Origin of the sequence: Cryobacterium shii, from assembly GCF_004402595.1 — a bacterium.
GTDB lineage: Bacteria > Actinomycetota > Actinomycetes > Actinomycetales > Microbacteriaceae > Cryobacterium > Cryobacterium shii.
On the sequence record NZ_SOFY01000064.1, the window covers coordinates 85,957 to 112,429 of the forward strand.

Annotated in this window: 23 protein-coding genes; 10 read left to right on the plus strand and 13 right to left on the minus strand. The window is 67.6% G+C overall.

The features are described 5' to 3' along the window. Window positions 1-38 precede the first annotated feature (38 nt). The 6 genes from E3O49_RS12105 to E3O49_RS12130 are packed head-to-tail and all read right to left on the minus strand — an operon-like array spanning window position 39 to window position 6,192. Window positions 39-1,133: a C45 family autoproteolytic acyltransferase/hydrolase gene (locus E3O49_RS12105; protein WP_134402329.1), complete on the minus strand. Its 1,095-nt coding sequence runs from the start codon at window positions 1,131-1,133 to the stop codon at window positions 39-41. Continuing rightward, on the minus strand, window positions 1,130-1,960 hold the full coding sequence (locus E3O49_RS12110; RefSeq protein WP_134368025.1) for an ABC transporter ATP-binding protein: 831 nt from the start codon (window positions 1,958-1,960) through the stop codon (window positions 1,130-1,132). Before E3O49_RS12110 ends, E3O49_RS12105 begins: the two co-directional genes overlap by 4 nt. Then, window positions 1,957-2,763: an ABC transporter ATP-binding protein gene (locus E3O49_RS12115; protein WP_134368024.1), complete on the minus strand. Its 807-nt coding sequence runs from the start codon at window positions 2,761-2,763 to the stop codon at window positions 1,957-1,959. Before E3O49_RS12115 ends, E3O49_RS12110 begins: the two co-directional genes overlap by 4 nt. Continuing rightward, window positions 2,763-3,590 carry an ABC transporter permease gene (locus E3O49_RS12120; RefSeq protein ID WP_134368023.1) on the minus strand — a complete coding sequence of 276 codons (828 nt, stop codon included), beginning with the start codon at window positions 3,588-3,590 and terminating at the stop codon, window positions 2,763-2,765. Before E3O49_RS12120 ends, E3O49_RS12115 begins: the two co-directional genes overlap by 1 nt. Continuing rightward, window positions 3,587-4,525, minus strand: a complete 939-nt coding sequence (locus tag E3O49_RS12125; RefSeq protein WP_244285303.1) for an ABC transporter permease — start codon at window positions 4,523-4,525, stop codon at window positions 3,587-3,589. The genes E3O49_RS12120 and E3O49_RS12125 overlap by 4 nt, the downstream gene beginning before the upstream one ends. Before the next feature lie 32 nt (window positions 4,526-4,557). Beyond that, the gene (locus tag E3O49_RS12130; protein ID WP_134368021.1) at window positions 4,558-6,192 is read right to left on the minus strand and encodes an ABC transporter substrate-binding protein; all 1,635 of its coding nucleotides are present in this window, start codon (window positions 6,190-6,192) and stop codon (window positions 4,558-4,560) included. Window positions 6,193-6,326: 134 nt separating this feature from the next. Here E3O49_RS12130 and E3O49_RS12135 point away from each other — a divergent pair, with 134 nt between their 5' ends. Next, entirely contained in the window at window positions 6,327-7,358 is a 1,032-nt protein-coding gene (locus E3O49_RS12135; RefSeq protein WP_134368020.1) for a LacI family DNA-binding transcriptional regulator, read from the plus strand. A 10-nt stretch (window positions 7,359-7,368) separates the two neighbouring features. Here the strand turns inward: E3O49_RS12135 and E3O49_RS12140 are convergent, their stop codons facing one another. Continuing rightward, on the minus strand, window positions 7,369-8,643 hold the full coding sequence (locus E3O49_RS12140; RefSeq protein WP_134451693.1) for a saccharopine dehydrogenase family protein: 1,275 nt from the start codon (window positions 8,641-8,643) through the stop codon (window positions 7,369-7,371). Between the two features lie 150 nt (window positions 8,644-8,793). On the opposite strand from E3O49_RS12140, the gene E3O49_RS12145 reads away from it, so the two are divergent. The 5 genes from E3O49_RS12145 to E3O49_RS12165 all read left to right on the plus strand — a co-directional run bounded on the left by E3O49_RS12145 (window position 8,794) and on the right by E3O49_RS12165 (window position 16,947). Next, window positions 8,794-11,760 carry an aminotransferase gene (locus E3O49_RS12145; RefSeq protein ID WP_134368018.1) on the plus strand — a complete coding sequence of 989 codons (2,967 nt, stop codon included), beginning with the start codon at window positions 8,794-8,796 and terminating at the stop codon, window positions 11,758-11,760. A 113-nt stretch (window positions 11,761-11,873) separates the two neighbouring features. Beyond that, window positions 11,874-12,554, plus strand: coding sequence for an NUDIX hydrolase (locus tag E3O49_RS12150; RefSeq protein WP_134434278.1), 681 nt, complete (start codon window positions 11,874-11,876; stop codon window positions 12,552-12,554). Window positions 12,555-12,600: 46 nt separating this feature from the next. Further along, entirely contained in the window at window positions 12,601-13,986 is a 1,386-nt protein-coding gene (locus E3O49_RS12155) for a ferredoxin reductase family protein (protein WP_160141111.1), read from the plus strand. A 163-nt stretch (window positions 13,987-14,149) separates the two neighbouring features. Next, a complete protein-coding gene (locus tag E3O49_RS12160) occupies window positions 14,150-15,523 on the plus strand; it encodes an NAD-dependent succinate-semialdehyde dehydrogenase (protein ID WP_134368016.1) in 1,374 nt (457 codons plus the stop codon). A 170-nt stretch (window positions 15,524-15,693) separates the two neighbouring features. After that, a complete protein-coding gene (locus E3O49_RS12165; protein ID WP_134368015.1) occupies window positions 15,694-16,947 on the plus strand; it encodes an MFS transporter in 1,254 nt (417 codons plus the stop codon). 19 nt (window positions 16,948-16,966) lie between these two features. Here the strand turns inward: E3O49_RS12165 and E3O49_RS17190 are convergent, their stop codons facing one another. The 6 genes from E3O49_RS17190 to trxA form a co-directional block, all read right to left on the minus strand. Then, a complete protein-coding gene (locus E3O49_RS17190; RefSeq protein ID WP_244285301.1) occupies window positions 16,967-18,217 on the minus strand; it encodes an HAD-IC family P-type ATPase in 1,251 nt (416 codons plus the stop codon). Beyond that, window positions 18,157-18,537, minus strand: a complete 381-nt coding sequence (locus E3O49_RS17195) for a hypothetical protein (protein WP_241978600.1) — start codon at window positions 18,535-18,537, stop codon at window positions 18,157-18,159. The genes E3O49_RS17190 and E3O49_RS17195 overlap by 61 nt, the downstream gene beginning before the upstream one ends. A 9-nt stretch (window positions 18,538-18,546) precedes the next feature. Then, a complete protein-coding gene (locus tag E3O49_RS17200; RefSeq protein WP_241975754.1) occupies window positions 18,547-19,761 on the minus strand; it encodes an HAD-IC family P-type ATPase in 1,215 nt (404 codons plus the stop codon). An 83-nt stretch (window positions 19,762-19,844) separates the two neighbouring features. Then, entirely contained in the window at window positions 19,845-20,690 is an 846-nt protein-coding gene (gene ppk2, locus E3O49_RS12175; protein WP_198416052.1) for a polyphosphate kinase 2, read from the minus strand. 333 nt (window positions 20,691-21,023) lie between these two features. Next, complete coding sequence (locus E3O49_RS12185) at window positions 21,024-22,274, minus strand: MFS transporter (protein WP_244285302.1); 1,251 nt, start codon at window positions 22,272-22,274, stop codon at window positions 21,024-21,026. Window positions 22,275-22,338: 64 nt separating this feature from the next. After that, the gene (gene trxA, locus E3O49_RS12190; RefSeq protein ID WP_134368013.1) at window positions 22,339-22,728 is read right to left on the minus strand and encodes a thioredoxin; all 390 of its coding nucleotides are present in this window, start codon (window positions 22,726-22,728) and stop codon (window positions 22,339-22,341) included. Window positions 22,729-22,841: 113 nt separating this feature from the next. Between trxA and E3O49_RS12195 the strand changes: the two genes are divergently transcribed. The 4 genes from E3O49_RS12195 to E3O49_RS12210 all read left to right on the plus strand — a co-directional run bounded on the left by E3O49_RS12195 (window position 22,842) and on the right by E3O49_RS12210 (window position 26,351). Further along, complete coding sequence (locus tag E3O49_RS12195; RefSeq protein WP_134368012.1) at window positions 22,842-24,203, plus strand: MBL fold metallo-hydrolase; 1,362 nt, start codon at window positions 22,842-22,844, stop codon at window positions 24,201-24,203. A 4-nt stretch (window positions 24,204-24,207) separates the two neighbouring features. Further along, complete coding sequence (locus E3O49_RS12200; protein ID WP_198416051.1) at window positions 24,208-25,272, plus strand: HoxN/HupN/NixA family nickel/cobalt transporter; 1,065 nt, start codon at window positions 24,208-24,210, stop codon at window positions 25,270-25,272. Further along, complete coding sequence (locus E3O49_RS12205; RefSeq protein ID WP_370263904.1) at window positions 25,269-25,595, plus strand: rhodanese-like domain-containing protein; 327 nt, start codon at window positions 25,269-25,271, stop codon at window positions 25,593-25,595. Before E3O49_RS12200 ends, E3O49_RS12205 begins: the two co-directional genes overlap by 4 nt. Before the next feature lie 75 nt (window positions 25,596-25,670). Then, window positions 25,671-26,351: a PIG-L deacetylase family protein gene (locus tag E3O49_RS12210; RefSeq protein WP_134368010.1), complete on the plus strand. Its 681-nt coding sequence runs from the start codon at window positions 25,671-25,673 to the stop codon at window positions 26,349-26,351. The last annotated feature ends 122 nt before the right edge of the window (window positions 26,352-26,473 follow it).

The following is a 26,473-nucleotide window of genomic DNA, read 5'->3' on the forward strand; positions in this document are numbered from 1 at the left end:
CGACGACGCTGTCTCTCCTGATGATGTCACCTCCAGGATCAGCGCCCCACACCGCCGGTTCGGTGTTCAGCTACCAATCGCACCGTCTCGGTGTCGATTGTGTCCGCAGGAGAGCCCGCCGACACCGTCATCCCTCGCGCGGCGGAGTCCAGGGTTATCGTTGCCAAGGTTGCCCAGCGGTCGCCTAGAACGGCACCATCCGCGGGAACGCAGCAGAGCTGGGCCGGGTCACCGGGTTGGGATACGAGGAACGGCAAGAGGCCTGACGCATCAGGCGGAAGCGGCGAAAGACGTACCCGGTCTGTCAGCGTTGCGAGGCGCAACTGAGAGTCCGGGTCGTACAGGCCCGGCTTTTCGCCCTGGGCCAGCCGGTCATCGAGGAAATGGTTCGTGTGGAGCAGCACGTCGTTCTGCGGCTGGACAACCGCTGCACCCACCGGGCTCAACTCAACGATCACGGCGCCTTCCGGACTCACGACGGTAATGGCGCTGGATGTGCTGACGGGTGCGCTGAGCAGAATGTCGACCGCCTCTGCAAGGGTTGACGCCTGAGCCAGCACCCGGGCTCCGACCAGGTGCACGGGAACCCCGTCGGCCCGGTCGGCCCGGTGGCCCAGGATATTGAGCAGAATGCCGACGCCGGCATCGTTGATGCCGATTTTGCTGATGATGCCGTACTCGGTCAGGCCGACGAAGTCGCGGGCGTTCCCGCGTACCTCCTGCAGGTGCCAGTGGTCCGACAACTCGTCATGCCAGTCCCACGTTTGGGCGCCGATGGGATTGTTCCGCGCGTTCACGATTGTCGAGCATTCACCCGGCTTCGCACCGAGGCCTCCAGAGAGGATTTCGGTGCGTGCGTTTAGGGCAGCCACCTGCCAGACGGCGAGTCCGGAACCCTCGGCGGTTCCCTCCATCTCCGAGGCCAGGTCCATGCACCATTCCCTGGTGGCCCGCAGCGCGAGTTCCGCGTTCAACTGCACCGTCTCCGGGCTGATGCCGGCAGTGGCGAAGAGAGCGAGGTAGATGGAGAGGCTCTCGGCCAGCACATCGCGGATCGCGCGGCCGCGTTGCAGACCGCGCCCGAAGGGATCCGTTGAGTCGACTTGGATTGTGATCGGAGGGTCAGTGATCATGAGGTGATTTCCTCCCGAAGGGCACGGATAACGCCGCGCTGGGGTTTCCAGCCGGGGCGAGGTGCACACTCGAGAAGCAGTTGAGTGTACGGATGCTGCGGGTTGGTCAATACTTCGGCGGTGGAGCCGCGCTCCACAATGCTTCCGCGGCGCATCACGACGACCTGATCGGCGATCATCTGTACGACCGACAAATCGTGTGTGATGAAGAGATAGGTCAGCCCCCTGGACTGGCGCAGCTCGGTCAGGAGGGCAAGGATTTGTGCCTGGACGGTGACATCGAGCGCCGCCACAGACTCGTCCAACACGATGACGGCAGGATCAGCGGCGAGGGCGCGGGCAATGGCCACGCGCTGCCTTTGGCCGCCGGAGAGCTCGCCCGGAAGCGCTCCCAGCTGGTGCGGTTCCAAGCCCACCTGTGCGAACAACTCGATGCAGCGCGCCCGTCTGGCCGCACGATCGAGGGAGGTGTGGGCGCGCAGGACCTCGTCTACGGCGGTCTGCACCGGCAGGCGGCGGTTGAGTGAACTCTGCGGGTCCTGGAAAACCATCTGGATCTGACGCGCCCGGCGGCGCAATTCGCGCCGGTTCGCCTTGGCTGCGACCGGGTGGCCCGCAACCCTGACGGTGCCCGAGTCTGAGGTCTCCAGCCCGACGATGATGCGTGCCAGCGTGGTCTTGCCTGACCCTGACTCGCCGACCACGGCCAGACAAGACCCGGACTCGACCGTCAGCGTGACCGCATCGAGCGCCGTCACTGCCCCGCTGGAGTGACCGGTGTGAAACGTCTTGGTGAGCGACTCGACGGTAATCGCGGGCGTGGTCATTCGGCGCCTCCTGCTGTGCGGGTCCAGATCACGCCGGCCGGGCGGGAGTCCATCAACTCCCGTGTGTAGTGATGCTGCGGATCGTCGCGGAGCTGTTCCGGCGCGCCGGTCTCCACTACGACGCCGTCCTTCATGACGTTGATCCGGTCGCAGATCGCGGCGGCAAGGTCGAGATCATGGGTGACGAACAGCATGGCCATGCCGAGTTCACGCCTGCAATCGTCAAGGATCGCCATTACCTCCGCCTGGGTGGTGACGTCAAGGGCAGTCGTCGGCTCGTCCGCGAGCATGAGTCGCGGTCTCCCGGCGATCGCCCCCGCGATCACGACCCGCTGGAGCATTCCCCCTGAGAGCTGGTGTGGGTACGAACCGAGGACGCGGTCCACGTGGTCGATGCCGACCTGCTCGAGGAGCTCGCCGGCGCGGAGCCGGGCTGATCGAACGGAGAGCCCCTGGGCATCGTGCATGCCCTCGACGAGGTACTGCCGGATGGGAAGCACTGGGTTGAGCACCGCGTGCGGGTTTTGGGCGATCATCGAGACGTCCCTTGCGCGCATCAGGCGTAGCGGCTCACCCCGCAGCGCGAGCACGTCGATCCCGTCGAGGGTGATGCTGCCGGTGACCCTAGCATTTCTTGGTTCAGTGCGGAGAATCGACCGCAGGGTCATCGACTTTCCACTGCCCGATTCGCCGACCAACCCGACGGCCTCGCCGGAATCGACGGTGATCGACACGTTATTGAGGATCTGGCGCGACGAGTGCTCACCGGCGATGGCTAGGTTGAGACCACGAATGTCCAGCATCAGGCCTTCCTTCCGGCGGCCGCGCGGCCGCCCAGTCGTTCGCCGATGTAGCCGAGGGCGGCCACGGTCAGCACGATGCACAACCCGGCAAGGACACTCTCGGCCGGGTATCCCTTGAGCAGGGATTGCTGCCCGTTGGAGACCATGAGGCCCCAGTCGGCCTGGGGTGGCTGCACACCAAGACCCAGGAAGGACAGGGCGGCGAGTTCGATCATCGCGAAGCCAAAGTTGATCGTCGCCCCGGTCACGATGAGTGGAGCCACGTTGGGCAGCAGGTGCCGGGTCGTGATGGTGACACCGGAGATACCCTGCAGCTGTGGCGATCGTGTGTAGGGCAGGTTACGTTCGCGCATGGCCGTGCTGCGGATGACTCGGGCCGTGTACGGGATGTACGCGATCGACAGAGCGAGCGCGGCTGTGGTGAGGCTGGGTCCGAAGACGGCGATGGCGAGCATCGCGAGCAGGAGGTTGGGGAATGCGAACAGAAGGTCGAGCACCCGACTCATGAACGAGTCCACGATTCCACCCCACCAGACGCTGGTCAGTGCCAGCGTCGTGCCGAAGACCGCCGTGATGACGACCACGATCAATGGGCCGGTCAGGCTGGAGCGCGCTCCCCAGAGCAGCCGGGAGAAGATGTCTCTACCTGCCTGGTCCGTGCCGAGCAGGTGGGCCATGCTGGGGCCTTGGTAGCGCTGGGTGACGGAGCCGATGGTCGGGTCGTAAGGGGCGATGATCGGTGCCAGCAGGGCGCCGAGCACAACCAGGGCGACGAAGCCGACGGCGATGGAGCCGAGGGGGCCCATTCGTTGAAAGAACCTGCTCACTTGCTGCGCCTCGTTCCTACCCGCGGGTCGATGGCTGCGTACAGCACGTCGACGAGCAGGTTGATGATGCCGAATGCCGCGACCAGGATGATCGCGATTGCCTGCACGACTGCGAAGTCTTTTCGCTGAACCGCTCCCACCAGCAGAGTGCCGAGCCCGTCGAGGGTGAAGGCGTATTCCACGACGAAGGATCCGGCGATCAGCCCTGCGATGTGAACGCCGACAATGGTGCTCACCGGGAGCATGGAATTGCGTATGACGTGGCGGCGCAGGACGAGCATGGCAGGAACTCCGCGGGCACTCGCCATGACGGAGTGCTCGGAGTCTCGCTCCTCCCGAATGGCGGTGCGGGTGATGCGGGCGACCACGGCAGCGGACGGCAGGGCAAGGGCGAGCGCCGGGAGCGTGAGGTGCCAGATGCGATCGAGAAGGCCCGTCCCGGAACCGAAGACGGGGAACCAGCCCAGGCCGACGCTGAAGATGCTCATCAGGAGCAGAGCCGCGAAGAAGGTCGGAACAGCGAATCCCAGGTTGGAACCCAGGAGCACGACCTTGTCGACGATTCCATCGCGGACGCCGGCCCCGATGCCGAGTCCGACACCTAGCACCACGATCACGATGGCTGCGAGCAGCACGAGCATCAGCGTGGTGGGCAGGCGGTTGGCGAGCAGATCGCCCACTTCTTGACGGTTGGCAAGGGACTGCCCGAAGTCGCCCTGTAGAACGTTGGTGAGCCAGTTCCAGAAGCGGACGAAGAAGGGGTCATCCAGTGAGTACTGTTCGCGGATCGCGGCCAACACGTCCGGCGAAACGGTGCGCCCCTGAACCAGGAAGTTCTCCGGGCTGCCGGGTGCCGCGTACATGGCGGCGAACACCAGGAAGCTCGACACAACGAGCACCCCGGCCAGAGCGAGCAGCCTTCGCGTCATGAACATCACTGAGATAACCCCTTCTCGATCCCGATCAACTACTTGGCCGCGGCCCCGAGGTCAGCGGCCCAGGGGTAGTAGAGGTAGACGAAGGATGCCGGGACGCCCGTAACCCGCTTGTTGAGGAACAGTCGCACCGAGGGGTCGGCGATCGGGATCCAGGGCAGGTCTGTCATGGCGATGTCCTGGATCTGATTCACGAGCGCAGCGCGCTTGTCTTCGTCGGTCGTGGCGGCGGCCTCGGCGAGCAGGTCGTCGACCTCCGGGTTGCTGTACTCGTTGTAGTTCTGAGATCCGCCGGTGCCCATAATGGTCCGGAGGAAGGCGAGCGGGTCCGGCACGTCCATGTAGTTGTTGGTCACAAACGCGTCGTGGCCCTCGCGTGCCTTCGGGTCTGAGAAGAACGCACCGAACTGGGCGCTCGGGATTCCTTCCGGCTCCACCGTCAGCCCGATGGCAGCAGCGCCGTTGGCGATCTCCGAGATGATGTCGGCGTAGTACGTGCGCTCGGAGGGGTAAACGATCTTGATCGGCTGAGTCAGGTCGACCGTGGCAGCCTTGAGCGCTTCCTTAGCTCCGTCGATGTCGACGCCGGTCGGCGCGAGCTTGGCCCGGCCGGATTCGAACTTTGTCGTGCCGTAAGCCCAGCCGTTGTCGGGGATCAGCGATCGGGAGGCCTGGGCCGTTCCTTCAAACACCGTAGATGCGATGGCTTCCCGATCGGTGGCCATCATGAGGGCCTTGCGCACGGCAGGGTCAGCGAACGCGCCCTTGCCGGTGCCGATGATGGCGACCAGCTGCAGCGAACGTCCGAGGTTGAGAGTGCCCTCGGTGGAGTCCTGAAGGGTGCTCAGCGCACCCAACGGCACGTCGTAGGAGCCGTCGATGGCACCGGTGGACAGGGCGCTGGCGATGGCTGCGGAGTCGACGATGAAATTGATGTCGACCTGCGCGGTCTTGGCTGCCCTGTCCTCGTTCCAATAGCTGTCATTGCGCTGGAGGGAGATGGACTGGCCCTCGTTCCAAGCGCCGACGGAGAAGGGGCCCGTGCACATGACCAGGCCGGCGGGGGTTCCGTAGCCTTCGCCGGCGGCTTCGCGGTGTGCCTTTTCCACCACAGTGCCCACGGGGGTGACCATGTAGGAGTTGAAGGTCGCATCCGGTGCCTTGAGCTTGACGGTGACCTCCCAATCACCGGTCTGGTTGATGGAAGCGATGTTGTCGACAATGCCCCCGGCCCAGTAGCTGCCCTCGTTCGGGTCGAGCTGACGACCCAGGCTGAAGAGAACGTCCTCGGTGGTCATCGGCTGGCCGTCCCAGAAGGTGACACCCTGACGCACGGTGTAGATGTACGTCGACGCGTCGGGGCTTTCCACCTTCTCGGCCAGGTTGGGTGTGATGCTGTAGTCGGGCTGCAGCTGCATCAGACCTTCGCAGAGGTTTGCGACGACAGTGTTCTCGGGGTAGTTGAAGGCCTTGATCGGGTCGAGCGATGCAGGCTCGCCGAAGGGTAGGTTCCAGGTGGCGAGGTCGAGCTCGCCAGCGGCCTCTGGCGTGGTGACCAGGAGATCGTCGGTGGCGAGGCTCGGGCCCTCGGAACTCTGGGGCGCACCGGCGCAGCCGGTCAGAGCCAGGGTGAGTACCGCCAGAGCGGTGACTGCTTTCTTCTTCATATGGAGCCCCTAATTTTCTTGGAGAGGGAGATGGCGGACCGTGCAGTGTTTAGGAACCTAGCGGAACAAAACGTTTTGGTCGAGAAATATGCAAAACGATTTGTGAATTGATTTGACGGAGTAGAGTGCTCCTCGTGAGCACTTCAGGTCGGCGAGTCACCATTCACGATGTCGCGCGCAATGCCGGGGTTTCGATCACAACTGTTTCTCATGCCCTGAACGGCAAGGGTGTGGTGGCGGAGGCCACGCGGCAGAGAGTCCTCGATGCCGCCTCGAGCCTCGGCTACAGCGCGGATGCGATCGCGCGGGGGCTCCGCAGCAATCGTCTCGGCATTCTCGGGCTGGTGATCCGCCCTCTCGACACCCTGGATTCCTACCTGCCGGTCGGTGTGGACTACTTCGTGCGGTTCGCCGGGGCCGCCGCCGTGGCCGCGCTTGACCGCGGGTTCGGGTTGATGCTGGTGCGTGACCCGACAACCGGAAGCGTGCCGGGGATCGCGCTCGCCGTGGACGGCTTCATCATTTCCGATCCGGTCGGCAACGATCCCGTGATCGGATTGCTGAAGCGCAACGGCATCCCTCTGGTGTCGGTGGGCCGAGACGTGGAACGGCCTGACTTTACTGACTGGATCGGAACGGGCACCGTGGCCGATGCGGCGGAGGTCTTCGCCCACCTGCTCGACCGCGGCGCGCGGCGTGTCGCACTCGTCGCCGGTACGGATGCCAATGCCTGGAATGCGGACAGCGAGATTGCCTATCGCTCCTGGTGCGCCGGACGGGGCCAGAAGGCGATCGTCTACCGGGAGGACGAGCGTTCCGGGGAGAGCGGTGGTCGAATCGTCGCCGAGGCGATGCTGCAGTCGGGGGAGCCGGTACCCGACGGAATCTACTGTTTGACGGGGCGGCATGCCTCCGGACTGCAGGCGCGTCTCTGGGAATCGGGCATCACCATCCCCGGAGACGTGATGATCGTTGCCGGGTCTGATTCCGAGCAGACCCGCAGTAGCACTCCGGCGATCACCTCCGTAGACCTGAGCCCGGAGGAAACGGCCACAGCGGCGGTCAATTTCCTGCTCAGCCGGCTCGATGGTGACTCGCGGAGCGGCCCGCCGTCCGTCAAGAACGTGCTGCGTGCCCGCGAGTCGACCGACCGTCCTGTGGTCTGATTCCTCGCATTCAGCCGCGCAAGCGGTCCTGGAAACCCCACGACTGGCCGTAGCCGGCGGGCTCGGGTGCCTGCATCAACTCGAGGAAAGGCTTTGCATCAAAGGCTTCCGGGCCCAGTACTCCGACGCCGCCCCACTCGCCTCCGGCGAGCAATTCCAACGCAATCACCGGATTGAGTGCGGTCTGCCACACCACGCACTGGGCGTCGTATTCCTTCATCGTCCACTCGTTGTCGCTGACGTGGTACAGGTAGACCTCTCGGGGGGCACCGTCCAGCCCCAAGCCGGTGACCCATACGCCGGCGCAGGTCTTTCCCGTCATTCGGGGTCCGATTGACGCCGGGTCAGGCAGGCAGGCCGCGACGACGTCGCGGGGAGCGACCATCGCGGAACCGGCCGCGGCTCGCACTCGCACCGGTTCGACGCTGTCGAGGCCGAGCAGGTGCAGGGTCTTCAGAACGCCGATGAATTCCTCACCGAGCCCGTATTTGAAGGTGACCCGCTTCGCTTCTAGCCAGCGCGGCATTAGGAGCACCTCTTCGTGCTCAACGTTCACGCACTCGACCGGGCCGATCCCCTCGGGGAAGTCGAACATCTCGGGCTCGCTGAACGGGGCCGTCGTGAACCAGCCGCGGTCCCTTTCGAAGATCACCGGAGGGTTGAGGCACTCTTCGATTGTGGTCCAGATGCTGAACGACGGTGCGAAGATCTCATTGCCGTTCTCGTCCCGGACGATCAGGTTCGCGCCATCACGGGTGCCGAGTTCGTCGATCTCGCTGAACAGGTGGTCGGAAGCGTACCGCGCGAACACGTCAGAGAGCCCCGGCTCCACGCCCATCCCGACCAGGGCCAGGCGTCCGGTGTTCTCCCAATCGGCGGCCTGCGCGAACTGCTCGTCGCCGAGTTTGACCCCGGTCTGGGCGAGCGGGTCGGTGGGATGCGGCTTTGACATGCTCATCGCCATGTCGACGTAGTCGGCACCGGCAGCGAGGGATCCCGCGAATATGCTGGAAACGAACTTCGGTTCGACGGCATTCATCACGTGGGTGGCCCCGTGCTCGAGGGCAACTGCTGCCACCCGCTCGGGGTCTGATGCGTCGATCTGCACGGCCTTGAACCGGGCGGAGACGTCTTCTCCGTGCTTGGCTGAGATCGAAGCGACGGTGCGCTCCGCGCGGCGGAGGTCGTAGTCGCTGACCACGATCAGTTCATAGAAGGAACGGCGAACGATGATCTTGGCGAAAGCGTCGCCGACGCCGCCGGCTCCAACTAGAAGAATTTTCATTCTCTGAAGCTATATTAGGCTATCCGTCATTGTCACCCAAAATAACGGACGTAAACAACCAAAACAAGTCCAAAAAGTACGGAATCCGCATTCCGTGGTCGCGCAGGCAGGCGGCCGGGATTCAGTGCGCGAACTGCGAGGAGCGTCGACGTGTCCGATTTTGATTTCTTCAGTGGCGAGGGACTCGTCCGCCCGGACATCACCACGACGGACGCCGAGTCCATGGCGGCGTCGCTTTTCGGGGTCCTGGGCACGGCCCGCGAACTCGGCAGCCAGCAGGACCGCAACTTCCTGATCACGCGCCATGACGCGGCTCCAGGCGCCCAGCGGTACGTGCTCAAGGTCGACAACCCCGCCTTCTCCGCCACGGAGCTGGCCGCGCAGGACGCGGTGATGGAGTACCTGTCCGCACGCGGGATGCGGGTGCCGCGGCCGGTGCACGGACTGAACGGCAGCATCCGTCAGCACTGGCCGGCCGCGGAGGCCACCCTCCCCGTGCGGCTGCTGACGTTCATCGAAGGGCCCTCGCTCGAGGCGCAGGGCTATCTGGCCCCGCCGGTGGTCAGGGCGCTGGGCCGGCTCTCGGGCACGACGGCAATGCACCTGCGGGACTTCGCGGCGGACGGGCTCGACCGCACGTTGCAGTGGGACCTGCGCAACGCGAAAGCCGTGATCGACCTGCTGGTGCACTGGGTGCCCGAGGAGGAGACCCGGGCGCGGCTGAGCGCCATCGCCGACAGCGCCGCCGCGCGCCTCGCGGGGGTGGTGTCCGGCCTCCGGCTGCAGACCATCCACGGGGACATCACCGATGACAACGTGATCTGCCGGGTGCTGCCGAACGGCCACCACCTGCCCGAGGGGGTCATCGACTTCGGCGACCTCGGAACCGGGTGGCTGGTCGCGGAGCTCGCGGTCACCACCGCATCCGTGCTGCACCACGTTCCGGACAATCCGTTCGCGGCCCTCGAGGCGATCGTCGCCTTCGACGAGGTGGTTCCCCTGACCGACGACGAGATCGTAGCGCTCTGGCCGCTGATCGTGCTCCGCGGGGCGGTGCTGGTGGCCAGCGGCGAGCAGCAGGTGCGCATCGACGAGGACAACGACTACGCCCGCCACCGGATGGACGCGGAATGGCACGTGTTCGCCGCGGCCAGCGCGATCGGCTGGGAGGAGGCGGAGGCGGCCATCCGGCAGGCGCTGGGCCGGCCGTCCCGGGCCGGTGCCGAGCCCGAAACGATCGCCCCCGACAGGATCGTGCCGCTGATCCCCGCGCTCGCCGGTGGCGACTGCGAACTGCTCGACTTCACGGTGACCAGCCCGGCCCTGGCCGACGGCCTCTGGCAGCAAACGGATGCCGAGGGGCAGCTCGCGCGCGCAGCCCTCACCCGTCGCCGCGTCGCCGTCGCCCCCTACGGCCAGTTCCGGCTCACCCGGACCCAGTCGCTGTCGCGGCGGGAACCGCACACGTTCGCCCTGTTCACCGAGGTCTTCCTGCCCGCCGGATCGGAGCTCATCGCGCCCGCGGACGCCGTGGTCACCGCCGTCGAGGTCACAGAGGAGGGTGACGGGGACAGCCTGGTCCTGGCCCTGGCCGGGATCGAGCTGCGCATCGGCGGCGTCACGTCGGGTCTCACACCCGGGGCAGCGGTCGCCGCGGGGGAGACCCTGGGCGTTTCGAGCCCGGCCGGCCGGGTGACCGTGCAGGAGCTCACCCGCCCGGGCCTGCCGGCCCCGCACTTCGCGCAGCCCTCCCGCGCCGCCGCCTGGGCCCGACTCGCCCCGGACCCGGCGCGGTGGCTCGGGATGGCGCCGCAGGCATCCGTCGTCGACCCCGCGGGGGAGCTGGCCCGGCGCGCCGCCGTCATGGCCGCCGCGCAGGAGAAGTACTACGAGCAGCCGCCGCAGATCGAACGGGGGTGGCGCGAACTGCTCATCGACACCCGGGGCCGCTCCTACGTCGACATGGTCAACAACGTCGCCGTGATCGGACACAGCCACCCCCGGTTCAGCCGGGCCGTGGGCGACCAGCTGCGGCTGCTGAACACGAATTCCCGGTTCCTCTACTCGGCGCTGGCCGACCTCTGCGAGCGGATCGTGGCCAAATCGCCCGACCCCGGCCTCGACACCGTGCTGCTGGTCAACAGCGGGAGCGAGGCCGTAGACCTGGCCCTGCGCCTGGCCCGGATCCACACCGGCCGGGGCGGCGTCGTCGCCCTCCGGGAGGGCTACCACGGCTGGACGATGGCGTCCGACGCCGTGTCGACCTCCGCCTTCGACAACCCGCACGCCGTGGCCTCGCGGCCCGACTGGGTGCACATCATCGATGCACCGAACTCCTATCGGGGTCGGCACCGAGGCGCCGCGGCGGCGGCGGACTACGCGGCCGATCTGGCGCACCTCCTGGCCGACCCGGACGGCCCCGGAGGCGACCTGGCCGCCTTCATCTCCGAGCCCGTGCTGGGCAACGCCGGCGGCGTCGTGCCCCCGGAGGGCTACCTCGGCCTCGTCTACGAACAGATCCGTGCCCACGGCGGGCTGTGCATCGCCGACGAGGTGCAGGTCGGCTACGGCCGCCTCGGCAGCCACTTCTGGGGCTCGGCGCAGCAGGGCGTCGTCCCGGACATCATCACCGTGGCCAAGGCCATGGGCAACGGCTATCCGCTCGGCGCGGTGCTCACCCGCCGCGACATCGCCGAATCCCTGGCCCGCGAGGGCAACTTCTTTTCCTCGGCCGGCGGCAGCCCGGTCAGCTGCGTCGCGGGCCTGGCCGTGCTCGACGTCATCCGGGACGAATCCCTGCAGGAGAATGCGGATGCCGTCGGCCGGCACCTGGCGGGCCGGCTCGCGCTCCTCGCGGAGCGGCATCCTCTGATCGGGATGGTGCACGGCATGGGCCTGTATCTGGGAGTGGAGCTCGTGCGCGATCGGGACTCCCTGGAACCGGCGACCAGTGAGACGACAGCGATCTGCGAACGGATGCTGGAGCTCGGCGTGATCGTGCAGCCCACCTCGGAGCGGCAGAACGTGCTCAAGATCAAACCGCCCCTGTGCCTGAGCCGGGAGAGCGCCGACTTCTTCGTGGACCGGCTCGACGAGGTGCTGCAGGATGGCTGGTAGCATGCCCGTCGTGCCTGACCACCCGACGTGCCTGACCACCCGACGTGCCTGACCACCCGCGCGCCGACCACCCCAGTGCCGACCACCCCAGTGCCGACCACCCCAGTGCCGAGCTGGCGGCGCTCTGCGAGCGCGGTCTCGACTGGCGCACCGACCTGTCGCGGGTGCTGCCGGACTCGTCCCGCGCCCGCCACGCCGCCGTGCTCGTGCTGTTCGGTGTTCTCGACTCCGCGCCCGCGAGTGCGCCCGCCAGTGGGCCGGCGCGGACGCCGGGGCAGGGGAACGGGCACGTCGGACGAGATCTGGATGTGCTCCTGCTGCGGCGGGCGGCCACCCTCGGGAGTCACCCGGGGCAGATCGCCTTCCCGGGCGGCCGACTCGAGGCCGCCGACGCCGGCCCGATCGCGGCGGCGCTGCGGGAGGCCGTCGAGGAGACGGGACTCGACCCGCACGGGCTCGAACCGCTCGGCACCCTTCCGGCGCTGGCGGTGCCCGTGAGCAACCATCTCGTCACGCCCGTGCCGGCGTGGTGGACGCGCCCGTCCCAGGTGGCCGCGATCGACCACGACGAAACCGTCGACGTGTTCCGGATGCCCGTGGCGGACCTGCTCGACCCGGCCAACCGGGTGAGCACGACGCACACCTACGGCAACCGCAGCTACCGCGCCCCGGCGTTCACCGTCGACGGCAAACTGGTTTGGGGGTTCACCGCCATCGTCCTCTCGCGCATGTTCGAAGAGCTCCGCTGGGCGACGCCGTGGGACCGCGACCGGGTCGTCGAACCCGACAGCTGAACGGAAATCGGGGGAGAAGTGCTCTGCTCCGGGGTAACGTATGCCGATGACCCCGGATACCGAGCTTGCCCCGCAGAGACCGCACTATCGCAGGGCCTGGCTCGACGCCAAGCTGATCGGGCCGCTCAGCATCGCCGCGCTCGTGGGCGCCCTCGCCGTGCTGTGGGTCGTGTTCCGGCCGGCCGGCGAAGGTCTTCCCCAGCTTCTCGGGGAATTCCTCGGCGCCGAGGGCGTGCTCCTGCTCTCCATCGGCCTGGTTCTGATCAGCACCCTCCGCTCGGTCGAGCAATGGTTCAACGGGATCGACCACGCCGCGCTGTGGCACCGCAGGGTCAACATCGCCGGGATGGTCGCGATCTCCCTGCACGCCCTGGTGACCGCGGACGTGCAGGCAACGGACATCGGCCCGAAGCTCGGCCAGATCGGGCTCATCGGCCTCGCCCTGCTCACCGTCTGGGCGATCGCGCCGCGCTGGCTCTCGTTCGTGCCGAAACGGCTGCGGCTGCAGGTGCTGGGGAGTCTCCCCAGAGTGACGGGCTCGAGAGTGGTGCGCCTGGCCGGCATCCCGTTCCGCAGTTACGCCCTCTGGCGCTTCGTCCACCGCTTCACCGGGGTGTTCGTCGCCTTCGGCTTCGTGCACGGCCTGCTCGACGGAAGCATGTTCGGCTCGGCCGTGCTCCGGTGGACCTACCTCGTCATCGGCGGCACGGGGCTGGCCTTCTACCTCTACCGGGAACTGCTCGCCCGTCGCTTCGCCCGCACCTACGACTACCAGGTGGAGTCCGTGCAGCCGATCTCCGACAAGCTGGTCGAGATTGCGCTGAAGCCGCTGGGCCGACGCTTCGAGTACCGGGCCGGCCAGTTCGCCATCCTGCACCTCGAGGCCAGGGACGGCTGGCACCGGCATCCGTTCAGCATCGCCAGCGCACCCGCGGACGCCAACGTGCGGGTCGCGGTCGGGGCGCTCGGGGACTTCACCTCCGACATCGCGAACCTGGTCGCCCCGGGCATGCCGGCGGTGATCAACAGCCCGCACGGTCACTTCGACTACCGTCGGGGCACCGAGCGGCAGGTGTGGATCGCCGGCGGCATCGGCGTCGCGCCGATCCTCAGCTGGCTCCGGGACGCCACACCCGGCACTCTGCCCACCCGCGTCGACCTCTACTTCAGTTCCCGAGGGCCCGCACCGTACGGCGCGGAGATCCGCGAGCTGGCGGCCCGCCACGATTCCATCCACCTGCACCTGATCGACACCTCAACCGAGCCGCGGCTGAGCCTGGCGGGCGTCCTCGGGGCGGCCGAGTGCCCGCCCCGGGAACTGTCAGCGTTCATCTGCGGGCCCGAGGTGATGGTGAACGCCTTCCAGAAGGGCCTGCAGCGGTCAGGCGTCAGGGCGGCGAACGTGCACCGGGAGTACTACAACCTCCGTTGAGCGCCGGGGCCGGGTGTGAGAGCCGGCGGGCCCGAGATCGGTCGGCGCAAATGCTCCCTAAAAGCTCTGATTGCGGCAGACTGTAACGACACGAACCCGGCCTGCTCCGGCAGCAACGGGCCCATTCTCAATCGGCGTCAGCGAAGAAACCTGTGGAGAAAACATGAACAAATACGTAGTCACGAACCCCGCCACCGGGGCCAGCGGAACCAGCTTTGCCCTGGCAACGGACACGGAGGTGACCGACGCCGTCGGCACCGCGGACCGTGCCCACAGCGACTTCTCCCGCCGCACGTCGGTGGCCGAGCGTGCCGCCCTGATGCAGCGCGTCGCCGACTTGCACACCGAGCGCCGCGAGCACCTCGCCGAACTCATCGTGCGCGAGATGGGCAAGCCCGTCGAGCAGGCGCTCGGCGAGGTCGACTTCTCCGCCGACATCTACTCCTACTACGCGACCCACGGCGAGGCGTTCCTCGCCGACGAACCGATCGAGCTCCTCGGCGGGGAAGGCTCCGCCTTCATCCGCAACGCCTCCCTCGGCGTGCTCCTCGGGATCATGCCGTGGAACTTCCCCTACTACCAGGTCGCCCGCTTCGCCGGCCCGAACCTGGTGCTCGGCAACACGATCCTGCTCAAGCACGCCTCGCAGTGCCCCGAATCGGCCGCCGCCATCGAGCAGATATTCACGGATGCCGGCTTCCCGGAGGGCGCGTACCGCAACCTCTACGCGTCCAGCGCCCAGATCGCCGACATCATCATCCCGGATCCCCGCGTCTGCGGCGTGTCCCTGACCGGTTCTGAGGGGGCGGGAGCCGCCGTCGCCGAGGTCGCAGGCCGCAACCTCAAGAAGGTCGTGCTCGAACTCGGCGGATCCGACCCGTTCATTCTGCTCAGCACGGACGACCTCGAGGAAGCCGTCGACGCCGCCGTCGAGGCTCGCATGGACAACTCCGGCCAGTCCTGCAACGCGGCCAAGCGGTTCATCGTGATCGACGGCCTGTACGACGCCTTCGTGGAGAGCTTCACGGCGAAGATGACCGGCAAGATCCCTGCAGACCCCCTGTCTCCGGACACGACGCTGGGCCCGCTCTCGTCCCTCGGTGCCGCCGAGGGCCTCGAGGAGCAGCTCCAGCGCGCCGAGACCCAGGGCGCCACCGTTCACGCCCGCGGGCGCCGCGACGGCGCCTTCTTCTCGCCCACGGTACTCACCGGAGTCTCCCCGCAGAGCGACGCCTACCGGGAAGAGTTCTTCGGCCCGGTCGCGGCCGTCTACCGCGTGCAGGACGAGGCCGAGGCCGTGCAGGTGGCCAACGACATCCCCTACGGCCTGGGGTCCTACCTCTTCACGACGGATCCGGAGCAGGCCCTGCGCATCGCCGATCAGATCGACGCCGGGATGGTCTTCATCAACGGCTCGCTCCTCGACGGTCCGGAACTTCCCTTCGGCGGAGTGAAGCGGTCCGGCTTCGGACGGGAACTGGGCCGCTTCGGCATCGCGGAGTTCGCCAACAAGAAGCTCATCCGCATCCTGAAGTAACGCCGGGGGTTACCCGGGGCGCCGCTCGGGCGGCGACGTGACCGCCGGTCATCGTCGCCGTCCGGCCGCGATCATCCGCTCTTCGTGGCTTCCGAGGCGTAGCCATCCACGCCGACCGGGTCGATGATTGCAGGTGTGACGGGCTGGAGCGTGCCGATGGGTCGTGGGGTGTGAACCCCGCGGCGCTGCGGGTGCAGCGAATCTACCTGGTCCTGCTGCTCGGCAACACGCTGGCGGCGTCGTTCATCTGGGGCATCAACACCCTGTTCCTGCTCGACGCGGGGCTGTCGAACTTCGAAGCCTTCGCCGCGAACGCGTTCTTCACCGTGGGCATGGTGATTTTCGAGATCCCGACCGGGGTGGTCGCCGATACGGCGGGGAGGAAGGTCTCCTATCTGCTCGGGACGGTCACCCTGTCCGTCACCACCGGGCTGTACTGGATGCTGTGGCTCTGGCATGCTTCGTTCGTCTGGTGGGCGGTCGTGTCCGTGTTGCTGGGGCTCGGCTTCACCTTCTTTTCCGGCGCGGTGGACGCCTGGCTGTTCGACGCGCTGACGTGGACCGGGTACACCGGCAGCTGGGAGGCCGTGTTCGGCCGCGGGCTCGCAGTGACGGGCATCGCGATGTTCGCCGGCTCGGTGCTCGGCGGCGTGATCGCGCAGGCGACCGATCTCGGGGTTCCGTTCCTGCTGCGCGCCGGGGTGCTGATCCTGATGTTCCTGTTCGCGTCCGTCGTGATGAAGGACCTCGGTTTCACCCCTGATCGCGGGACGGGTCCGCTCAAGGCGACCCGGAACGTGCTGACCCAGTCGATCGAGCACGGGCTCGGGAAGCGCTCCGTGCGCTACGTGATTCTGTCCGCGCCGTTCGCCTCCGGAGTCGGGATCTATGCCTTCTATGCGCTGCAGCCCTACCTGCTCGACCTCTACGGCGACCCGTCGGCGTATTCCATCGCCGGGCTGGCCGCTGCGATCCTCTCCGTGGCGCAGGTGGCCGGCGGCATTCTTGCGCCCCGGATCCGCGGCCTGTTCGCCCGGCGCACCACCATGGTGATCGGGGCTTCCCTCACCAGCGTCGCCGCGCTCGTCGTGCTCGGCCTGAACAGTCTGTTCTCCCTCGCGGTCGTATTCCTGGCGGTCTGGGGGTTCGTGGTCGCCGTCGCCGCACCGGTGCGGCAGGGTTACCTCAACGACATGATCCCGTCGAAGCAGCGCGCGACCGTGCTGTCCTTTGACTCGCTGTTCGGAAGCTTCGGTGGGGTATTCATCCAGCCGGGCCTCGGTCGCTCCGCCGACCTCTGGGGATACGGGACCTCGCTGGTGATCGGCGGCCTCGTGGAACTCATCGGGATCCCGATTCTGTTCGCCAGCCGACGACAGCGCGATCCCGCCGACACGACCGGGGCGCGGCCTCCGCGCCCCTGAACGCCGCGGTCTGTTCTGACTACAAGTCCACCCGGTCGGCGGCCACGGGCAGAGCCACCTGGGCCGTGGCCGGCTCGGCGTATCGGGTCCGGGTCCGGGCCCGGATGAAGAACTTGCCCAGTTCGCCGAGCAGCAGCAGTGCCACGGCCGGCACCAGGCAGATCGCCCACTGGGCGCCGGTGAGGGGAACGGTGCCGAACACGTCCTGCAGCAGCCGGATCTGCGTGATCAGCATCGAGCCGATGACGGCCCGGGCGAAGGCCCAGAGCAGTCTCGAGTTGGACAACGTGGACGGCCCGAAGGCGCTCTCGGTGGGGTAGCGCAGGTTGAGCGCGACGCTGATGTTCATCAACCCGAGGCCGACGATGGCCATGGTCTGTTCGACCTCGAGCGAGTCATAGCTGGTCTTGCCGATCTGCACGAGGACCAGCGTCGCGGCGGCCATGAACAGCCCCACCAGGAGCAGCCGGATCATCATCGCGCGCACGATGATCGGTTCGTTGAACGGCCGGGGCCTTCGGTCCATGATGCCCGGCGTCGACAGGTCCAGGCCCATCACGGCGCCGATGGGTGCGACGATCGCCATGTGGATCCAGAGCACCTGGGCCGGGTCGAGCAGCGCCGTCCCCGCGATGGCGAAGGCCGACGAGCCGAGGAACGCCAGGATGAACATGAACAGGTTGGCAACCTGGACGCGAATGAACTTCTGCAGGTTGTCATAGACCAGCCGGCCCTGCTCGACCGCGGCCACGATGGTGGCGAAGTTGTCGTCGGCCAGGATCATCTTGGCCGCTTGCTTGGCGACGTCGGTGCCCGTGATGCCCATCGCGATCCCGATGTCGGCCGCAGCGATGGCCGGCGCGTCGTTCACGCCGTCGCCGGTCATCGCGACGATGTGGCCCTTGCGTTTGAGCACCTGCACGAGCCTGACCTTGTGCTCCGGGGCTACCCGGGCGATCACGCCGATCTCGTCCACCTGGCTGTCGGCCTCCGCGTCGCTCATGGCTGCGAACTCCGCACCGGTCACCGCGCGGCCCTCGATGCCCAGCTCCGCCGCAATCGCGGCCGCGGTGACGGCTTGGTCGCCGGTGATCATCCGCACCCGGATGCCGGCCCGCTTCGCCGTGGCGATCGCGGCCACCGCCTCGGCGCGCGGCGGGTCGACCTCGCCGATCAGCGCCGACAGTTCCAGATCCTGCATCAACGCCATCAGGCCGCCGGCCGGGTCGAACGTCGACGGGTCGAACTCGCGCTGGACCAGGGCGAGCACCCGTCGGCCCTGGCCGCGATCCGGTCGTTCTCGGCCAGCACCTTCTTGCGCGTCTCCGCGCTGAGGGGTTCCGCTCGGCCGCCCGGCATCCGTCCCGACGAAGACCGGGAGAGGAGCACGTCGGGGGCGCCCTTTACATAGGCCCGGATCACCGGCCGGCCGTCGGCCCCGGTCATCAGGTGGAAGGTGGCCATGAACTTGTAGTCGGAGTCGAACGGCACCGACGCCACGCGCGGATGACTCCGGCGGAACTCCCGCACGTCCATGCCGCCCTTCTGGGCGAGCACGTACAGGGCACCCTCGGTGGGGTCACCGACCACCTGGCCGTCCTAGATGTCGGAGTCGTTGCACAGTGCGCACGAGAACATCACGTAGTCCAGGTTGCGCTCGGCGTCGCCGGTCGTGCGCTGCACCTGACCGTCGAAGCTGTAGCCCTCCCCACTCACGGTGTAGTGGTGCTGCACGGTTGTGATCTCTCGCGCCGTCATCTGGTTCAGGGTCAGGGTTCCGGCCTTGTCGGAGTTGATGGCCGACGTGGAGCCCAGCGTCGGGGCCGCGGGCAGGACCTTCATGATGGCGTTCTTCCGGGCCATGTTGACCGAGCCCACGGACAGGATCGTCGTCACGACGGCAGGCAGCGCGTCGGGGATGGAGCCGACGGCCAGGGCCACGCCGATGCCGAAGAGCACCGTGAAGGATTCGCCCTGGATCAGGCCCATCACCACGATCGCCACGAAGGCGAAGAGTGCCGCGATGATGATGAAGATGGTGAGCCGGTCCACCTGCCTGGTGAGCGGGCTCTTCTCCACCTTCTGGCTGGCCAGCATGTTGGCGATGTGGCCGACCTCTGAGCCCATGCCCGTCGTGGTGACGAGGATTTCACCGTGGCCGCGGGTCACGTTGGTGTTCATGAACGCCATGTTGAGGCGGTCGCCGAGCGGCACGTCGGAACGCCCGATGGCCTCGGTGTTCTTCTCGACCGCCACGCTCTCGCCGGTCAGGGCGCCTTCCTCCACCTGCAGGGTCGCCGCCAGGATCACGCGGCCGTCGGCGGGCACGCGGTCGCCCGCATCGACGACCACGATGTCGCCCGGCACGATCTGGTCGGCGGGGATCTCGGCGATGTCGCCGTCGCGGCGCACCTTGGCCACCGACTTCATCATCTTCCCCAGGGAGGCCGCGGCCGCTTCAGCCTTGCCCTCCTGGTGGTATCCCAGCCAGGCGTTGAACAGCGTCAGCACGGCCAGCCCCACAGCGGTCCCGTACTCATTGATCAGCAGGCTGACCAGCACGGCGGCGACGAGCACGATCTGCATGTAGTCGCGATAGTGCTTGAAGAACCGCTTCCAGACCGGCTCCGGCTTGGCGGCGACCAGCGCGTTCGGGCCCTTCTCCTGCATCCGCTGCCGGGCCGTGTCGGCGCTCAGCCCCGTGGCCGGGTCCACCCCCAGCCGGCTCGCCACCTCCTCGGGTGTGAGTGCGTACCAGCTCGCCGCCGAGGCGGCAGCCGCGGGCCCTGCGGGGACTTCGTAACTGTGCTTCATGAGCTTCTCCTGATCACCTGTTCCCCCGTGTTTTCTCCCAGCAGTGACTTCTTCGGGCACCGCTGTCCAACGCGGGGCATCGCTCAGTACGGGGTTGGGATCTGCCGCATCATCAGTGTCGGTTCGCGGTAGTGGCCGGCCTTCTGCCGTTTCGGCAGCTCGACGTCGAGCCCGGGGAACGGTTCGTACGGCACCTGGCTGAGCAGGTGGCTGATAATATTGGGCCGGCCGCGCTTCTTGTCGTCGGTGTGTGCGACGTACCAGGGCGCCCAGGCGGTGTCGGTCGCCTCGAACATGGCGTCCCTGGCGCGCGAGTAGTCGTACCAGCGGCCGTAGGACTTGAGGTCCATCGGCGAGAGTTTCCAGGTCTTGCGGGGATCGTTGATGCGGCTCTCGAGTCGCCGGGTCTGCTCGTCCGCGCTGACCTCCAGCCAGTACGTGAGCAGGATGATCCCGGAGTCTTCCATCGCCTTCTCGACCAGCGGCGTCATGCTCAGGAAATGCTCGGTCTGTTCCGGCGTGCAGAAGCCCATCACGGGCTCGACGCCCGCGCGGTTGTACCAGCTGCGGTCGAAGATGACCACCTCGCCCGCGGCCGGGAAGTGCTCCATGTAGCGCTGGATGTGCATCTGGGACTTTTCCCGCTCGGTCGGGGTGGGGAGCGCCACCACCCGGAACACCCGGGGGCTGACCCGCTCGACGATGCGCTTGATCGTGCCGCCCTTGCCGGCCGTGTCGCGTCCCTCGAAGACGATGCAGATCTTGGCCCCGGTGGATTTCACCCACTCCTGCATGGCGACCAACTCGCCCTGCAGCGGGGCCAGTTCTGCCTCGTACTGCTTGCGGCGGAGCTTCGCCCCGTCCTGCGGTCGGAATTTTTCTTCTTCTTCTTGCCCATAACCGGCCTCCTTGTCGGAAGTGAAGAGCAACAGACCGCGTTCCCCAGTGTTGCCCGGGGTCGGCGACAGGGCAATCAAAAAAATCGCCCCTGAAGATACTCAGGGGCGACTTCTGTCTTTCTTTGAACTGATCAGCTGCCGGAGAACAGCCGGGCGAAGAAGCCCTTGGTCGGGGCGTCATTCTCGTGTCCGCGGCACCGCTCGGCGCCGGGGACGCCGCGCATCACCTGGTCGACGTGCTGACCGCACCCCGCCCATGTCGTTTTCCCGCACTTCTTGCACGTAACCGCTCGGCACATATGTTTCTCCTGTTCGTTGAACTCGTTAAAACCAAGATACCCCATGGGGTATACGGTCACCTATTCAGGCGGTCCGTGGGACGTGGTCGCTGCCGCGCATTCGGACGGCGACGATCAGCCCAGAGGCGGCGGTGAGGACCGCGACGACGGCGACCGCGGCGGGGATTCCGAAGGCGTCGGCCAGCAGGCCGGAGAGCAGCGCGCCCACGGCGAATCCGCCGTCACGCCACAGGCGGTAGATGCCCACGGATCGGGCTCGCCACTCCGGGTGGGCGACGTCCCCGATCGCGGCCAGCAGGGTCGGGTAGACCATGGCCGTTCCGGCGCCGAGCAGCACGGCGGCGACCAGCCAGATGTCGAAGCTGTGGCCGCCGGCGACCAGGCCGAGGGCGAGTGCCTGCACGATCATCCCGCCGACGATCAACCACTTGCGGCCGATCCGGTCGGACAGGCCGCCGGTGATGAGCTGGCCGGCTCCCCAGACGGCCGGGTAGACGGCCGCCAGGATGCCGATGCGCGCGATGCTCAGGCCGCCTGCGGCGAACAGGATCGGGAACAACCCCCAGGCCAGGCCGTCGTTGAGATTGTTGACCAGGCCGGCCTGGCTGACCGAGGACAGCGACCGGTCCCGGAAACTGGTGAGGGTGAACACCTGCCGGTTGCTCAGGTCGCCGCCGGCATGGGCGTGCACGGACACATGGCCGGCCGCCTCCGCTTTCGCGTGCTGGTGTGTTTCGCGCACGAAGACCACCGAGAGCCCGGTGCCCAGGGCGATGTAGACGGCGCCGAGCAGGAAGGGGCCGGGACGCAGCCCGTACTCGGCGGCGATGTACCCGGTGGCCAGGGCCGTGCTGGCCAGGCCCAGGTAGCCGGCCGCCTCGTTGAACCCCATGGCCAGGCCTCGCCGGTTCGGGCCGACGAGGTCCATCTTCATCATCACCGTGGTGGACCAGGTCAGTCCCTGGCTGATGCCGAGGATGACGTTGGCGGCCACGATCCAGCCCCAGGTCGGGCCGAAGATCAGCAGCAACGGCACGGGCAGCGCAATCAACCAGCCGGCGACGAGCACGGGCTTGCGCCCGAACCGGTCGGAGAGGGTGCCGGCGAAGTAGTTGGTGCCGGCCTTGGCCAGGCCGAACGCGACGATGTAGGTCAGCGCGCTCGTGTAGCGGTCGAGGTGGAAGACCTGGTCCGCCAGGAGCGGCAGGACCGTGCGTTCCTGGCCGAGGGTGCCGCCGACGAGGGCGTTGACGGCCACCAGCAGCATGAATTGGGGCAGGTTCTGCCGCAGGCCGAGCGCGACTGTTCCCAGCATCGGTACTCGTTCCGTCGCGGGGGTATTGCGGGCGCTCACGGCGGTCGGCTGCCGAGACTGCCGGTTAGGCGGAGGCCGGTTGGGCCTGGGCGGCGGCCTGCTGGGCGGCGATGGTGGTGCGCACCTCGTCCATGTCCAGGTTCCGCACACCCGCGATGAGCTCGTCCAGGGAAGACGCATTCAGCGCGCCGGGCTGGGAGAACACGAGCACCTTGTCACGGAAGGCCATCAGGGTTGGAATCGAGCGGATGCCGGCGGCGGCGGCCAGGCTCTGCTCTGCCTCGGTGTCGACCTTGGCGAAGGCGATGTCCGGGTGCTTCTCGGATGCCGCGGTGAAGGTGGGCGCGAACATGCGGCACGGGCCGCACCAGCCGGCCCAGAAATCCACCAGCACAATGCTGTTGGTCGTGATGGTCTCGTCGAACGTCTTCTCGGTGATGTCAATGGTTGCCATGCATCCAGAATATACCCCCTGGGGTATTTTGTGCAAGGACTTGCTTCCAGATACCCCGGGGGGTATGTTGGCCTGAAACCCGATCCGCATTCAGACCTGGAGGACTTCGAACCATGGACGTCATCGTTATCGAAACCCCGCAGTTGGGGGACCGCAGCTATCTGGTCCATGACGGCGCTGTCGCGCTGGTCATCGACCCCCAGCGGGACACCGACCGCGTGGAGAACGCGGCCCGTGAAGCCGGAGTCAGCATCACCCACGTCGCCGAGACTCACTTGCACAACGACTACGTGACCGGGGGTTTCGAGCTGGCTCGCTCGCACGATGCGAAGTACCTGGTCAACGCCGCCGACCCGGTGAAGTTCGAGCGGGAGCCCGTGACGGACGGCCAGGTCATCGCGGTCGGAAACCTGACGGTCACCGTTGTCGCCACCCCGGGTCACACCCACACGCACGTCTCCTACATCGTCAGCGACGGCACCACCGAGGCCGTGTTCTCCGGCGGCAGCCTGCTGTTCGGATCCGTCGGGCGCACCGACCTGGTCGCGGCCACCGACACGGTCGGACTCACCCACGACCAGTACGCCTCGGTGCGCAAGCTCGTGCACGAGGCCGAGCATGACGCCGCCCTCTTCCCGACCCACGGGTTCGGCTCGTTCTGCTCCAGCGGCCCGGCGACCGGCGCAGGCTCCTCCACCATCGGAGAACAGCTCACGGCCAACCACGCCCTGACCGATGCCGATGAGGAGCACTTCGTGCGCGACCTCATCGCCAACCTCACCGCCTACCCGTCGTACTACGCGCACATGGCGCCCGCCAACACCCAGGGTCCGGGCCCGGCGAACCTGCAGGTGCCCGAGTCCCTGGACGCCGCCGAACTCACCCGCCGGCTCGCCGACGGGGAATGGGTGATCGACCTGCGCAACCGGGTCGCGTTCTCCAGCAACCACCTGCAGGGCGCCGTGAGCTTCGAATACGGCAACGGATCCAACTTCACCACCTATCTCGGCTGGGTTCTGCCCTGGAACGAGCAGCTCACCCTCGTCGGCGCCCACGCCGACGTCGAAGACGCGATCCGTGACCTGTCCAGGATCGGCATCGATTCCCCGGATGCCGCCATCGGCACCGACCCGCACGCCCTGGCCCCGGACGCCCCGCTCGCCTCCTACGACCGCGTGGGCTGGGACGGGATGCTGCAGGGCCGTGCGGCCGAAGACGTGCTCCTGGACACGCGTCGAATCGACGAGTTCGCCGCGTCCCACCTGCTCGGCGCCGTTAATGTTCCCCTGCACGAGATCCTGTCCCGGATGGACGAGATCCCCGCGGGCAAGGTCTGGGTGCACTGCGGTTCCGGCTACCGGGCTGGCGTCGCTGCCAGCCTGTTGCAGCGCGCCGGACGGGACGTCGTCCACGTCGACGCGAACTTCGGCGACGCCGAGGCTGCCGGAGTCACGATGGCCGCGCAGGCCGCCTGATCCCGTGACGGTGCTCCGAACGGCCGCCCTCCCGGCCGAGAAGCGAAGCCTCCTCGGCATGGGGGCGGCCGTTCTGGCCCTCCACGTCATCGGCTGGGGCACCCTGTTCCTGTTGGTGCTGCCGCACCTGGCGCGGTCCGGCGGCAACACCGCCGTCCTGCTCGGGCTGGCGGTCAGCGCCTACCTGCTGGGGGTTCGGCACGCCTTCGACGCCGACCACATCGTCGCGATCGACAACACCACCCGCCGGCTGGTCGCCGCCGGGCGCCGTCCCGTCTCGGTGGGGTTCTGGTTCGCGCTGGGGCACTCCACCGTCGTCCTGGTCTCCGTGGTGCTGCTGGTCGTCGGCATCAACGCCTTCGCCGGCAGCCTCGCGGACGAGGGTTCCGCGCTCCGCCAGGTCACCGGCGTGTGGGGCGCCGCCGTCTCCGGCGGGTTCCTCATCCTGATGGGGGCCCTCAACCTGTCTTCCCTGAAAGGTCTGCGACAGGTGCTGCGGGACATCCGCGCCGGGCGGTTCGTGCCGAGCGAACTCGACAGGCACCTGGACAACCGCGGCCTGGTCAACCGGCTGCTCCGACCGATGTCACGGCTCGTGGATGCCCCCTGGAAGATGTTCCCGATCGGGGTGCTTTTCGGCCTCGGCCTGGACACGGCGGCATCCGTCAGCCTGTTCGTCTTCGCCGGCGCCCTCACGCCGGAGCTGCCCTGGTATGCGGCCGTGGTCCTCCCGGTCGTGTTCATGGCCGGGATGACCCTGTTCGACAGCGCGGACGGAATCCTGATGAACCACGTCTACCAGTGGGCATCCGTCGACCCGCTGCGGAAGGTGTACTACAACCTGATCGTGACCGGCGTGTCCGTGTTCGTCGCCTTTTTCGTCGGCGGGATGGGCCTGATGTCCATGCTCGCGGACCTCGGAATCGGCGGCGGAACCGCGGACCTGTTCGCGGCGGTCGACCTTGAATTCTTCGGCGTGATCCTGATCGGCGCCTTCGCGCTGGCCTGGCTCTCCGCGACCCTGTGGTGGAGATTCCGCTCCGCCCCTTCACCCGAAAGGCACCCATGATGGAAATCACCCCGCAGCAGGTCTTCGCCCGGCTGGCCGACACCCCACTCGCCGACGCCCAGATCGTCGACGTTCGGGAAACGGCGGAGCTCGCCGACGGCATGATCGACGGCGCCATCCACATCCCGCTCAGTACCGTTCCCGAACGCCACGGCGAGTTGGACAGGGCCCGGCCGGTCATCGTGGTCTGCCGCAGCGGCCGCCGGAGTGCCAGCGCGGCCGATCAGCTGTCCCAGGTGGGGTTCGACGCGTATACGATGGCCGGCGGCATGCTCGAGTGGGCGGCCCTGGGCTTCCCGACGGTCGTGCCCCTCACGCACTGACTCACGCACTGGCTCACGCACTGGCTCACGCACTGGCTCACGCACTGGGCCAGGGTGGGCGGTACTGTCGAGACCATGCCGCATCCCACTGCCAGCTCTCTCCCCACCTGGTCCTCCGTGCTCGTGGTCGTCGCGCACCCCGATGACGAGTCATTCGGGCTGGGCGCGATCCTCAACGCCTTCTCCGGTGCCGGAGCCGGAGTCGACCTGCTCTGCTTCACCCAGGGGGAGGCGTCCACGCTGCACGGAGTCCCCGGGGACCTCGCCCAGGTGCGCAAGGCCGAGCTGGATGCCGCGGCGTCGGCCCTGGGCGTGCAGCGGACCACGCTCCGCGACTACGCGGACGGTGCGCTCGACGCCGTGAATCTGGACACTCTGGCGGCGGAGGTGGTCGCCGCGGCCGAATCCGCGCGTCCCGACGGGCTTCTGGTCTTCGACGACTCCGGCGTGACCGGTCACCCCGACCACGTTGCGGCCACGGCGGTCGCCCTGGCCGCGGCAGAGACCCTGAACCTCCCGGTCCTGGGCTGGACCCTTCCGGGCAGCGTGGCGCTGGACCTGAACCGGGAATACGGAGCCGCCTTCACGGGGCACCCCGACGCCGAGATCGATCTGCGGATCAGCGTCGACCGGGAGAGGCAGCACGCCGCGATCCAGGCTCACGCCAGCCAGGCCGTGCCCGGAAGCGTGTTGTGGCGCCGGCTGGAACTGCTCGGCGACGCCGAGAACCTCCGCTGGCTGCGCCCGCCGACCTGACCACCCCGCTCCCACCCCCCTCGCGAACCAATTCGACGGAGATTTTGGCTCTCCTGTCGTAACCGTGGGTTAAACCCGGCCGGGGAGCACTGGTTTGTGGCCGCCGAGGCTGAGCATGGCGA